The sequence below is a fragment of the Guptibacillus hwajinpoensis genome, assembly GCF_005144865.1.
GTDB classification, from domain to species: Bacteria; Bacillota; Bacilli; order Bacillales; family Guptibacillaceae; genus Guptibacillus; species Guptibacillus hwajinpoensis_A.
The window spans coordinates 160,525-173,399 of sequence record NZ_SWFM01000002.1 but is presented as its reverse complement, the minus strand read 5'-3'; the positions used below and the strand labels follow the sequence as shown (position 1 = coordinate 173,399).

At 42.6% G+C, this 12,875-nt stretch carries 9 protein-coding genes; 1 reads left to right on the top strand and 8 read right to left on the bottom strand.

Annotated features, from left to right (window positions below):
* Positions 1–161: 161 nt before the first annotated feature.
* The 5 genes from glpX to FBF83_RS08225 all read right to left on the bottom strand — a co-directional run bounded on the left by glpX (position 162) and on the right by FBF83_RS08225 (position 4,990).
* A complete protein-coding gene (glpX, locus tag FBF83_RS08245) occupies positions 162–1,130 on the bottom strand; it encodes a class II fructose-bisphosphatase (RefSeq protein ID WP_136946688.1) in 969 nt (322 codons plus the stop codon).
* A 102-nt stretch (positions 1,131–1,232) separates the two neighbouring features.
* Positions 1,233–2,522 (bottom strand): UDP-N-acetylglucosamine 1-carboxyvinyltransferase, encoded by a 1,290-nt coding sequence (locus FBF83_RS08240; protein ID WP_136946687.1) that lies wholly within the window; start codon positions 2,520–2,522, stop codon positions 1,233–1,235.
* Between the two features lie 109 nt (positions 2,523–2,631).
* Positions 2,632–3,285, bottom strand: a complete 654-nt coding sequence (gene fsa / locus FBF83_RS08235) for a fructose-6-phosphate aldolase (RefSeq protein WP_136946686.1) — start codon at positions 3,283–3,285, stop codon at positions 2,632–2,634.
* Positions 3,286–3,467: 182 nt separating this feature from the next.
* On the bottom strand, positions 3,468–4,331 hold the full coding sequence (gene fba / locus FBF83_RS08230; RefSeq protein ID WP_136946685.1) for a class II fructose-1,6-bisphosphate aldolase: 864 nt from the start codon (positions 4,329–4,331) through the stop codon (positions 3,468–3,470).
* Positions 4,332–4,624: 293 nt separating this feature from the next.
* On the bottom strand, positions 4,625–4,990 hold the full coding sequence (locus FBF83_RS08225; RefSeq protein ID WP_136946684.1) for a response regulator: 366 nt from the start codon (positions 4,988–4,990) through the stop codon (positions 4,625–4,627).
* A 496-nt stretch (positions 4,991–5,486) separates the two neighbouring features.
* Here FBF83_RS08225 and FBF83_RS08215 point away from each other — a divergent pair, with 496 nt between their 5' ends.
* Entirely contained in the window at positions 5,487–6,017 is a 531-nt protein-coding gene (locus tag FBF83_RS08215) for a DUF2529 family protein (protein ID WP_169525255.1), read from the top strand.
* Between the two features lie 279 nt (positions 6,018–6,296).
* Here FBF83_RS08215 and FBF83_RS08205 read toward each other — a convergent pair whose 3' ends face one another.
* The 3 genes from FBF83_RS08205 to icmF form a co-directional block, all read right to left on the bottom strand.
* Positions 6,297–7,913, bottom strand: a complete 1,617-nt coding sequence (locus FBF83_RS08205) for a CTP synthase (RefSeq protein ID WP_136946680.1) — start codon at positions 7,911–7,913, stop codon at positions 6,297–6,299.
* Between the two features lie 614 nt (positions 7,914–8,527).
* Positions 8,528–9,025, bottom strand: a complete 498-nt coding sequence (rpoE, locus tag FBF83_RS08200) for a DNA-directed RNA polymerase subunit delta (protein WP_240688033.1) — start codon at positions 9,023–9,025, stop codon at positions 8,528–8,530.
* Between the two features lie 579 nt (positions 9,026–9,604).
* Positions 9,605–12,859 (bottom strand): fused isobutyryl-CoA mutase/GTPase IcmF, encoded by a 3,255-nt coding sequence (gene icmF, locus FBF83_RS08190; protein ID WP_136947147.1) that lies wholly within the window; start codon positions 12,857–12,859, stop codon positions 9,605–9,607.
* Between the last annotated feature and the right edge of the window lie 16 nt (positions 12,860–12,875).

Genomic DNA, 12,875 nt, shown 5'->3' with positions numbered 1-12,875 from the left:
GTTTTCGGATGGTATTGAATCCGAAATGAACTAGGTTGTTTAACTACTTTGATAACTTACACGTTAATTATACAGCACCTTATAGTTTTACCAGATTCCACAAGAATATTCAACATGAAATGAGCGATGCTGTTTATCACAGCACCACTCTTTTCTATTCTCTAAGCTCTAATGACCAGATCAGGCTTCTTTTTCAAGCTGTGTTTGCCGTCAATAAAGCGGACTGTTCCTGATTTAGCACGCATAACAACGGACTGTGTTGTTCCAGAAGTTCCCTTGAACCTTACACCTTTTAGTAATTCGCCATCTGTCACTCCTGTAGCAGCAAAAATGGCGTCATCACCTTTTACGAGATCTTCCATGTAAAGAACACGGGATACATCCTCAATCCCCATATGCTTACATCTAGCTAACTCTTCATCATTCTGCGGGAGAAGTTTCCCTTGAATTTCGCCACCCAAACATTTCAGGGCAACAGCAGCAAGAACGCCTTCAGGAGCACCACCTGATCCAAAGAGAATATCAACTCCAGTATCCTCAAACGCAGTGTTAATGGCAGCTGCCACGTCTCCGTCTGTAATCAACTTGATTCTAGCACCTGCAGAACGAACTTCTTCTATAATCTTTTCGTGGCGCTTACGGTCTAATATGACCGCCACACAATCTTCAATTTCTTTACCCTTCGCTTCAGCTACTGCTTTCAGGTTATCAAGCACGGAAGCATTAATATCGATTTTCCCTACAGCTTCTGGTCCTACTGCAATTTTGTCCATATACATATCAGGCGCATGCAAAAGGTTTCCGTGGTCAGCAACAGCAAGTACGGCAAGTGCGTTCCATGTTCCTGCAGCTACAATGTTCGTACCCTCAAGTGGATCGACCGCAACGTCTACGCGAGGTCCATAGCCTGTTCCAAGCTTTTCCCCTATGTATAGCATTGGTGCTTCGTCCATCTCACCTTCCCCAATAACAACTGTTCCTTTCATTGGTACAGTGTCAAATACGTCACGCATCGCAGTTGTTGCCGCATCATCAGCCTCTTCCTTCTTACCTCGACCCATCCAACGAGCTGAAGCAAGGGCAGCTGCTTCTGTTACCCTTACTAGTTCCATCGATAAACTTCTTTCCATCATGCTCTCCTCCCCGAATTAACACGATCTCTAGATTTAAAACGCTTACACGAAAAGATTACAGAAAGGCGGTTTGCACCGCCGCTTCTGTTGCATACTACTTTAAGAGCTTTCTACTTCTTTCAACTCTTCCTGGTCGAGCTTTTCTCGCCAAACTCGTGCACCAAGATTGTTTAGCTTTTCTACTAGTCGCTCATATCCTCGATCAATGTGCTCAAGTCCTGATATTTCAGTTACTCCTTCAGCCATCAGTCCAGCAACAACAAGTGCGGCCCCAGCACGTAAATCTGTTGCACGCACCTTGGCTCCCTGGAGCTTAACAGCGCCATTAATAATGGCAGATCGGCCTTCCACCTTAACGTTTGCTCCCATTCTGCGAAGCTCGTCAATGTGCTTGAACCTAGCTCCATAAATCGTATCCGTCACAATGCTGCTACCTTCAGCGTTAGTGAGCAACGATGTGAACGGCTGTTGAAGATCTGTTGGAAACCCAGGATAAACGAGCGTTTTCAAGTCTACACTTGTCCAACCTTCACGTGGAGACTTTATATACACTTGATCTTCATTTGTTTCTACTTTCACACCCATCTCACGCAGTTTCGAAATGAGCGATTCAAGGTGTTGGGAGATGACATTATCAATGACAACCTCGTCTCCCATCGCAGCCGCCATAATCATGTAAGTTCCTGCCTCAATTCGGTCAGGAATGATGGAATGGTAACAGCCGCTAAGCTCGTCTACTCCATCGATTCGGATGACGTCCGTTCCAGCTCCTTTAATCTTTGCACCCATGCTTGATAGTAGTGTTGCCACATCAATAATTTCAGGCTCTTTTGCAGCGTTTTCGATAACGGTGCGCCCTTTTGCACGAACAGCAGCAAGCATAATGTTAATTGTAGCTCCGACACTAACCACATCAAGGTAAATGCGCGCACCTTTTAACTCATCAGCACGGAGATAGATTGCGCCTTGCTCATTCGTTACCTTTGCTCCTAAGGCCTCGAATCCCTTGATATGCTGATCAATTGGACGTGGTCCAAGGTTACATCCGCCAGGAAGCCCGATTACGGCTTTTTTAAAACGCCCTAACATCGCGCCCATTAAGTAGTAAGAAGCACGTAGCTTCTTCACTTTCCCATTCGGCAAAGGCATAGCAATCATATCCTGTGGGTTCACAGTTAATGTATTTCCATTCAATTCAGCTTGTCCGCCGATCTCTTCAAGAAGATCACGGAGAATTCCCACGTCAGAAATATTCGGTAAATGATCAATTGTGACAGTGGAATCTGCTAAAATAGCCGCCGGGATTAAAGCAACCGCGCTATTTTTGGCACCGCTCACTTGAACGGTCCCACTTAAACGGTGACCTCCGGCGATCATCAACTTTTCCATAATGGTCTCCCTTCTTCGTCCGCATCTCATTCCTCTAACAATGTCGAAATTTGATACTTCTTAAGAATAGTATGGGCAAAAACAGGAAGTTCATGCCAATTTGTTCTTGTTATTCCATCTCTTTTTTTGCTTCTTCCCAATCAGCAAGGAATTGATCTATCCCTTTATCTGTAAGTGGGTGTTCAAGCATTTGTAGAACGACCTTAAGCGGCATTGTTCCAATGTCAGCACCGCGAAGAGCGGCTTCTGTTACATGTAGAGGATGACGAATGGATGCAGCAATAATTTCTGTTTCGATACCATGTACAGCAAATAGATCAGAAATTTCAGAGATGAGATCAAGACCGTTGTGTCCGATATCATCAAGTCGTCCAAGGAATGGTGAAACGTAAGAAGCCCCTGCGCGGGCAGCTAGCAATGCCTGATTCGCCGAAAAAACAAGCGTGACATTTGTCTTGATACCAGCTTCAGAGAATGCTTTAACAGCTTTCATCCCTTCACGATTCATTGGCACCTTCACTGTAATATTTGGCGCAATATCAGCTAGTTGCTTTCCTTCTTCAATCATTTCCTCTGCTGTCGTCGAAACAACTTCTGCACTAACAGATCCAGATACAAGGCTAGTAATTTCTCTAAGACGGTCATGAAAATTCACTTTTTCTTTCATCACTAAAGAAGGATTTGTTGTTACACCAGAAACAACACCCATGTCATGTGCTTCTTTAATATCATTCAAGTTTGCAGAATCTATGAAAATTTTCATTACGTATGTCCTCCTTCAATTTAGAAAGCGTTTACGAGAAAAATTTTAACATATTTTGTTTTAAGTTAGACGATTTGAAGGTAAATAAATGAAAAATAGTCGCAAGGTAGTAGATGAGGGGTTAAAACGGAAATCAGAAACCGCTCGAAGTCGAGCGGTTTTGATGATCCGATTTAAGAAGTTTATGCTTTGTTAGAAGAACCGAACTCACGCATTTTGCCGATTACTGTTTCTTTAATCGCATCGCGTGCTGGTCCCATGTATTTACGAGGATCATAAAGATCTGGCTTTTCTTCAAGAACAGAACGAACTGCTCTAGCAGAAGAAATTTGGCTCTCAGTGTTCACGTTGATTTTAGCATGTCCAAACTTGATCGCTTTTTTCACGTCAGCTGTTGGGATACCAGTACCACCGTGAAGTACTAGAGGAACACCAGTCATTTTGCTGATTGTTTCCATGCGGTCGAATCCAAGGTTAGGCTCACCTTTGTAAGGGCCGTGTACAGAACCAAGTGCAGGTGCGAAGCAGTCTACACCAGTTTCGTTGATAAGGCGCTCACACTCTTCAGGGATCGCGTAAGCAGCATCAGCGTCTTCAACAACAAGATCGTCTTCTTGTCCGCCAATACGTCCAAGCTCAGCTTCAACAGAAACACCAACTGCATGTGCAGCTTCCACTACTTTAGAAGTAAGTGCGATGTTTTCGTCTAGAGGGTAGTGAGAACCATCGATCATAACAGAAGTGAATCCAGCGTTGATCGCTTGCATACACTTCTCGAAGCTAGAACCGTGGTCAAGGTGAATTGCAACTGGTACTGTAACCTTGTACTCTTCCATAAGCGCTTCTACAATTGTAACAATTGTTTTGAATCCGCCCATGTAACGAGCAGCACCTTCAGAAACACCAAGAATAACTGGTGACTTCTCTTCTTGTGCAGCTTGTAGGATCGCTTGAGTAAACTCAAGGTTGTTAAGGTTAAATTGGCCAATTGCATAGCCTTCTGCTTTACCTTTTTCGAGCATTTCTTTCATAGAAACTAAAGGCATAATAAATCCTCCTCAATATAATTTAGAATTGCCAGGTTCTGACCTGGACCATCTTAATAACCAATACCTGCCGTTGAAGCATGCAGATGCATCCAGAAAAAACTGTCTTCTTCAAGATGGCACAAACATCGTGTTTTTATGTATGTCCCGTTCCAAGAATTTTCTGCTAATCTGAATCCATTACCTCTACAAATTCTTCAAAAACACGGTTCTATTATAGCATATGAATTCTATAAAAGAAGGGGAAAAAGCTTGATTTAATGGGATTTGTTTATGTAAGCGCTACCTCTTTGTTAAGAGAGCGCTGCTAATTCTTTTTTAACTGATGCTTTGATTTCATCAATGTCAAATGGTTTAGCAAAGTGAGTAATTGCACCTAAATCCATTGCTTCGTGAATCATGTCCAGTTCACCGTAAGCTGTCATAATGATAACAAGTGCTCTTGCTTCCATTTTCTTTATTCGTTTCAAAATTTCTAGTCCATCCATACCAGGGATTTTCATATCTAAAATAACTAAATCGGGGTCCTCACTTTTAACGATCGAAAGGGCTTGTACACCGTTTGCTGCCTGAAATGTTTGATAGCCTTCTTTTTGAAAAATTTCGTTAAGAAGGATACGAATGCCATATTGGTCATCTACTATTAATATTTTCTCCATGTGTGAGCCACCTCTACTTTTCAGTTAGTCTTAGTGATTTAATTCGCTTAAAGTGATTAAATCCCTTCCTGATTATGATTTTCAAGCAGGAATTCGCAAGGAAACGTTGTACGCGTTATAATGGAGAACGCTGTTTATGAATTTTTTGTGTTAAGATGATTGCCGATATTGCGATAAGAGTAGTAGTTGATTTACGCTCCAGGTGCTCGCTTTCCGCGGGGCGGGCGGTGAGCCTCCTCGGCACGCTTGGGCGTGCCTGTGGGGTCTCACCTGTCCCGCTCATCCCGCAGGAGTCGAGCACCTTCTGCTCCAATCAACTTTGTATTGTGGTTTTAAAAACATTCAATACTTTAATCTTCTAGAAATAATGTAAACCAAAAATCGAGCGGGTTCTTTTAATGAGTTCTTTATCCATAGTAATGACATCATAATTACAAATACAAATCAAATAAAAAATTTCAAGTAAGAAATTAGAGATAGAAAGGTTGTGGGCATGATGATGAAGATATTTACTACGCAGTTGATGGGTAAGTTTAAATTGATACAAGATAATCATGAGATGGTGATTGAAGATATTTCGCGTTTGTTTGCTCAGACGATTAATGGTGGAGGGACGGTTTATTTTTATGGTGAGCATGAGCTTCAAGGTGCGGCACTAGAAGCTGTTTATGGTGCTGAAAAGTTGCCTTCTTGTTCTATTCTACATGATCCATCTGCTTTAACGGAAAAAGATTGCGTTATTTTATTTACTCGATTCAATGATGATCAAGGCGCCGCAGATCGAGTGAGTAGGTTTAAAGAAACAGGGGCAGCTGTTGTAGGTGTTTCAGCAACGCGAAAAGATGCGTCACACGCTCTTGAGGAAAATGTGCATTTCCATATAAACACGGGACTGACGGATGGACTTGTTCCAAATGATGATGGGGAGCGTGTTGGTTATCCGTCTCTACTCACTTCTCTTTATGTGTACCATGCCCTTTATTTAACAACGAGGGAAATACTGGAAGAACATGGTTACGAATTTTAATGTAATTTCGTTGACATTGTTGCCGTAAGAGTAGTAGTTGATTTCCGCTCCAGGATGCTCGCTTTCCTTGGTGCGGGCGGTGAGCATCCTCGGCGCGCTTTAGGCGCGCCTGTGGGGTCTCACCTGTCCCGCTAGTCCCGCAGGAGTCGAGCACCTTCCGCTACAATCAACTTTGATATGTGGTTTTATTAAACCTGTTACAAAAACTATAGTCTTTTAGAAAAGGTCCATTTGCAAAAAAACATCCACTTCAACGTTGAAGTGGATGTTTTATGATTATTATCTATTGTTAGCGATTGTTGCGCCGATAAATTCTTTAAACAACGGCTGTGGACGTGTTGGGCGAGAAGTGAATTCTGGGTGGAATTGTGATGCAACAAACCATGGGTGGTCTTGCACTTCAACAACTTCAACAAGGCGTCCATCAGGGCTAGTTCCTGAGAAAATAAATCCTGCCTCTTCCATTTGAGCACGGTATTGATTACTGAACTCATAGCGATGGCGGTGACGCTCGTAAACAACCTCGTCATTATAAGCTTCGTACGCTTTTGTACCTTCAATAAGTTTACAAGGATATAGGCCTAGACGTAGTGTACCACCGAGATCTTCAACATCCTTTTGCTCAGGAAGAAGGTCAATGACAGGGTATTTTGTAGTTGGCTTAATTTCAGCAGAATGAGCACCTTCAAGGTTCAATACATTGCGCGCAAATTCAACTGAAGCAAGCTGCATACCAAGACAGATTCCAAGGAAAGGAACCTTGTTTTCACGCGCATATTGAATAGCCGTGATTTTCCCTTCAATACCGCGATCTCCGAAACCACCAGGTACAAGAATACCATCAACGTCTGAGAGAAGCTCATGCACATTTTCCTGTGTAACTGTCTCAGAGTTTACCCATTTGATATCGATATCCGCATCAAATGCATATCCAGCGTGTTTCAACGATTCAACGACCGAAATATAAGCATCTTGAAGAGCAACGTATTTACCAACAAGAGCGATCTTCGTCTTGCCTGAAAGGTTCTGCACCTTATTAACAAGGGCATTCCACTCTTCCATGTCCGCTTCTTGACAGTTCAATTTCAAGTGACGGCAAGTGATTTCATCAAGCTTCTGCTCTTGAAGGGCTAGTGGAACTTTATAAAGCGTGTCAGCATCTAGTGCTTCGATAACAGCATGCTCATCAATGTCACAGAACAATGCAATTTTATCTTTCATTTCCTGTGGAACTGGCTGCTCTGCACGAACAACGATTACGTTCGGTTGAATACCAAGGCTACGAAGCTCTTTAACGCTATGCTGTGTTGGCTTTGTTTTCATCTCACCGGCAGCTCTCAAATAAGGAAGAAGCGTACAGTGAATGTACATCACGTTCTCTTTACCGATATCACTCTTGATCTGACGAATCGCTTCAAGGAAAGGAAGACTTTCGATATCTCCAACCGTTCCGCCGATTTCTGTAATAACAACATCTGCGTTCGTTTCGTTGCCAGCGCGGAAGATGCGCTCTTTGATTTCATTCGTAATATGAGGAATTACCTGAACAGTTCCACCAAGGTAGTCGCCACGGCGTTCTTTGCGAAGTACAGTGGAATAGACTTTACCTGTTGTTACGTTTGAATTCTTAGAAAGGTTAATATCAATAAAACGCTCATAGTGCCCAAGGTCAAGATCCGTCTCTGCGCCATCATCCGTTACAAATACCTCACCGTGCTGATACGGACTCATTGTTCCTGGATCGACGTTAATGTATGGATCGAACTTCTGAATCGTTACGCTCACGCCACGGTTCTTTAGAAGACGTCCTAGTGATGCTGCTGTGATCCCTTTTCCTAGCGATGATACAACGCCGCCTGTTACAAAAATATACTTCTTCTGTTTGCCTGCTGTCATATTTATGCCCCCTCATGGTTTGTATTCTGCCCTTCTTGAAAGGAAGAGGATTCATCCGAAACGGTTGATTTTAGATTTTTTTAAATAAAATCAATGCAGATGGTTAAAATGAAATAAATTTATTGGAAGGTTCACTTACTGGGTTTTAGTCGCTCATTAGAGTCACACTGCTTATATTAAAAATAAATTTGTTTTCGTAAGCAAGGTTCGCAGACATTGTTGCTTTTAGATAAGTGGTTAATTTCCGCTCCAGGATGCTCGCTTTCCGCGGGGCGGGCGGTGAGCCTCCTCGTCGCTAACGCTCCTGTGGGGTCTCACCTGTCCCGCTAATCCCGCAGGAGTCGAGCATCCTTCCGCTCCAATGAGCGAAGTGTTGTGTTTTATTCAACATTGGTTTCAAAAGCAACAATTTTTTAGAACAGAGCCTTTCACAAAACCTGTTTTGATAACCCTTTTAGTAATGAGACAAAAACAAAAAAACAAAAGTGGCACCTGTCCCATAAATGAGGGGGCACTTTTGTTTTTATATCGTATCTATAAGTATATTAGTTTATTGGTGAAGCCCAAAAATGATTCTACCGATTTCGTTACTGAAAGTCAAGAAGCGACAGAAATTATTTCTTGTCTTCTTCTGAATCGTCTTCTACGTCGTCATCGTCGTCTTCATCAATGTCTTCATCATCTAAATCTTCTGTATCATCATCGAAATCATCGTCGTCAAAGTCATCAAGATCATCAACTTCTAGGTCTTCAAGATCATCTTCAGCATCTTCATCAAAACCTAGCTCGTCATCATCGCTAGACTTCTTGCGTTTCTTCGGCTTGATTGTTGTTGCTAGCTCTTCCTGTGTTTGCTCAACAGGATACCAGCCTTTTAATCCCCACTGGTTGTCTCCAAGCGTAACAAAACGGCCGTCTGTATTTAAGTTTGTGTATACTTCTGCAAGCATTTCTTGAAGCTGAGTAGAGCTAAGCCCTTTCATCTTCCCAATTCGCTCCATTAGTGTATAGAAAGAAACTGGTTTCTTCTCATCTTGCAAAATGTAATACATAATATCAATCATCGATGTTTCTTGAATGTCTTCAGCAGATAGCTGCTTTAAGCTACTCACGATATCGGCACTCCCTTTCCATTATCCTACGCTACTTCTAATAAATGACTCGCGTGCTTCAGCTGGTCGCTCTCTAGTAAAAGAACAAGTTGAGAAACTAGCTTATCATTCATTCATAGCTATTATTACATCTAACCTGTAGATCCTAATACAAAACATACCATTCATTATAAACAAATTTCAGCAATCTATGCTACGATTTTTGAACAAATCTATTGAAATGGCTGTTTTCAGAAACATTGTTGTCATATCAGCAGTGGTGATTTCCGCTCCAGGTGCTCGCTTTCCTTGGTGCGGGCGGTGAGCCTCCTCGGCGCGCTTAAGGCGCGCCTGTGGGGTCTCACCTGTCCCGCTAGTCCCGCAGGAGTCGAGCACCTTCCGCTACAATCACTTCGAAGTGTGGAGTTTTTATACAAAATCAAGCGCAAAACAATAATCTTTTAAATCAAAGCCATTGTAATAGAAGGATTTCGCCTTCGAACTCCCACTATTTCCTTAAGTCAGCAGAACGAAAAGGAGGAAGGCTTCCCTTCCTCCTACAATAATATGAACGCTTGCATTTGACAAGTTGTTAACCGTCTACATATTTCGACGATATTTCCCGCCAACTTCATAGAGTGCTGTGGTGATTTGCCCAAGACTTGCAACCTTTACTGTTTCCATTAATTCTTCGAAAATATTTCCTTTTGTAAGGGCAGCGCGCTTTAAGCGATTAAGGGCGTCATTTGTCTTGTCAGTATGCTCTTCTTGAAACTGTTTTAAGTTCGTGATTTGCTGTTCTTTCTCTTCTTTACTCGCTCGCGCAAGCTCCATGTTCCACTCTTCTTCTGCAGGTGGATTCGGATTTTTGTACGTATTTACGCCAACAATTGGAAGCTCTCCACTATGCTTAAGCATTTCATAATGCATCGATTCCTCTTGAATCTTACCACGCTGATATTGCGTCTCCATGGCGCCAAGAACGCCTCCACGTGCGTTAATCCGTTCAAATTCAGATAGAACGGCTTCTTCTACAAGATCTGTTAGCTCTTCAATGATAAAGGAGCCCTGAAGTGGATTTTCGTTCTTCGTCAATCCATGTTCTTTCGTAATAATCATTTGAATCGCCATGGCACGGCGAACGGATTCTTCTGTCGGAGTTGTAACAGCTTCATCATAAGCATTCGTGTGAAGCGAGTTACAGTTGTCATGAATCGCCATCAAGCCCTGCAACGTTGTACGAATATCGTTGAAATCCATCTCCTGTGCATGGAGTGAGCGACCGGACGTTTGTACATGGTATTTCAGTTTCTGACTTCGTGCATTTGCACCGTACTTCTCCCTCATGACAGTAGCCCAGATTCTACGAGCAACTCTACCAATAACAGTGTATTCAGGATCTAACCCGTTACTGAAGAAGAACGATAAATTCGGCGCGAACTTATCAATATCCATACCGCGGCTCAAGTAATATTCCACATACGTGAAACCGTTCGCGAGCGTAAACGCAAGCTGAGAAATTGGATTCGCTCCCGCTTCTGCAATATGATATCCAGAAATGGAGACGGAATAATAATTTCGAACGTTTTCATTAATGAAATATTCTTGAATGTCACCCATCATACGAAGGGCGAACTCCGTTGAGAAGATGCACGTGTTCTGACCTTGGTCTTCTTTTAGAATATCAGCTTGAACGGTACCACGAACCGTACTAAGCGTGCTTGCCTTAATATCTGCAAGCTCCTGCTCGGTTGCTTTACGTCCTTCTTTCTCTTCAAAACGATTGATTTGCTGCTCAATTGCTGTATTCATGAACATCGCAAGAATGATCGGTGCAGGTCCATTGATCGTCATCGAAACAGATGTTGAAGGTGCACAAAGATCGAATCCTGCATAAAGCTTCTTCATATCATCGAGGGTACAAATGCTAACCCCACTCTCGCCAACTTTACCGTAAATATCAGGGCGATAGTCTGGATCTTCTCCATAAAGGGTTACCGAATCAAAAGCTGTACTTAGACGCTTAGCATCTTCATTCTCAGAAAGGTAATGGAAGCGACGATTCGTTCGCTCTGGCGTTCCTTCTCCTGCGAATTGACGCTTAGGATCCTCTCCTTTTCGCTTAAACGGAAATACACCGCCTGTATATGGGAAGGAGCCTGGTACATTTTCTTTCAATACCCAGCGTACAATTTCTCCCCAGTCTTCGTACTTTGGAAGGGATACTTTCGGTATATCAAGTCCGGCAAGACTTTTCGTCGTTAATTCAGTAACGATTTCTTTATCTCGAATAACCGTCACAAATTCCTTGCCGCTATATTTCTCTTTCAACTCTGGCCAGTTCTCAATGATTTTTCTCGTTTCAGCATGCATGTCATCCATATTTTGATCTTTCATCCCTGACAACATCGAAATCGTCTCGTCATTTCCTTCTGTGCTCTCTAACATTTCAATTGTTCCTTGAAGCTGGAATGCTTTCCGAGCAAGCTGCACTTGCTTCTCCACATATTCATGGTAGCGACGAACAGAGCCTGAAATATCCTGCAAATATTGCTGACGCTGTGGTGGAATGATTAAGTTTAATTTCTCAACGATATCGCTTGTTTCGATATCTGTTGCCCAATCATTGCGGCATTTGCGATGAATCGTATCAACGAGTGCTTTAAATAGCGTATTTGTTCCTGGGTCATTAAACTGACTTGCGATCGTGCCATAGACAGGCATCTTATCAAGACTTTGCTCAAATAGCATATGACTGCGCTGGTACTGTTTTTTCACATCCCGAAGCGCATCTTCAGAGCCTTTTCGCTCGTATTTATTAATAACAATTAAATCAGCAAAATCGATCATATCAATTTTCTCTAGCTGTGAAGGCGCACCGAATTCACTTGTCATCACATACATAGAAACATCGGCAATTTCAACGATCTCGGCATCCCCCTGGCCAATACCGCTTGTTTCAATGATGATCAAGTCATATCCGGCCGCTTTCACAACCGTTAACGCTTCGCGAATCGAAAGCGATAGTTCGGTTTTGGATTTACGCGTTGCAAGACTTCTCATAAAGACGCGATCGTTATGAATGGCATTCATACGGATACGGTCACCTAGAAGAGCTCCACCAGTCTTTTGCTTCGTCGGATCAATTGATAGAATCGCAACAGTTTTCTCACTGAATTCATTAATGAAACGACGAACAAGTTCATCTGTTAAGGAGCTTTTCCCTGCTCCACCTGTACCTGTAATACCGATTACCGGTGTTTCCGTTGCCATTGATTTCAGTTTATCGAATACCTTCTCAGCTGTAGCTGCCGTCTCTTCTGATCCTTCAGCTCCAAAGCTTTCTGCAAGCGTAATAAGACTTGAGACTGCTTGAGGATCGCGTTCGTGTAGACGATCAATCTGGTTATCGATTTGTTTAAATGTCGGAAAATCGCATTCTTTTATCATCAGGTCGATCATTCCCTGAAGACCAAGATCACTTCCATCGTCAGGTGAGAAAATACGAGAAATACCGTATTCATGTAGCTCCTTAATTTCTTTCGGTATAATAACTCCGCCACCGCCACCATAAATCTTAACGTGTGACGCGCCTTTTTCTTTTAGAAGATCATACATGTACTTAAAGTACTCCATATGACCGCCCTGGTAGGAAGAGATGGCAATTCCCTGCGCATCCTCCTGAATTGCTGCGTTAACAACTTCTTCTACAGAACGATTATGTCCAAGGTGAACAACCTCTGCTCCACTAGACTGTAAAATTCGTCGCATAATATTAATAGACGCATCATGACCATCAAATAAACTTGAAGCGGTTACAAAACGAACGTGATGAACCGGCTTATACGTTTCCATTACACTCACTGCTATT

What these genes read in the sequence shown, in the direction of transcription:
- FBF83_RS08225 (WP_136946684.1), bottom strand. Translation starts at nt 4,990, where the DNA reads ATGGAGAAAATATTAATAGTAGATGACCAATATGGCATTCGTATCCTT.
- icmF (WP_136947147.1), bottom strand. Translation starts at nt 12,859, where the DNA reads ATGGAAACGTATAAGCCGGTTCATCACGTTCGTTTTGTAACCGCTTCA.
- glpX (WP_136946688.1), bottom strand. Translation starts at nt 1,130, where the DNA reads ATGGAAAGAAGTTTATCGATGGAACTAGTAAGGGTAACAGAAGCAGCT.
- fba (WP_136946685.1), bottom strand. Translation starts at nt 4,331, where the DNA reads ATGCCTTTAGTTTCTATGAAAGAAATGCTCGAAAAAGGTAAAGCAGAA.
- FBF83_RS08240 (WP_136946687.1), bottom strand. Translation starts at nt 2,522, where the DNA reads ATGGAAAAGTTGATGATCGCCGGAGGTCACCGTTTAAGTGGGACCGTT.
- fsa (WP_136946686.1), bottom strand. Translation starts at nt 3,285, where the DNA reads ATGAAAATTTTCATAGATTCTGCAAACTTGAATGATATTAAAGAAGCA.
- FBF83_RS08205 (WP_136946680.1), bottom strand. Translation starts at nt 7,913, where the DNA reads ATGACAGCAGGCAAACAGAAGAAGTATATTTTTGTAACAGGCGGCGTT.
- FBF83_RS08215 (WP_169525255.1), top strand. Translation starts at nt 5,487, where the DNA reads ATGATGAAGATATTTACTACGCAGTTGATGGGTAAGTTTAAATTGATA.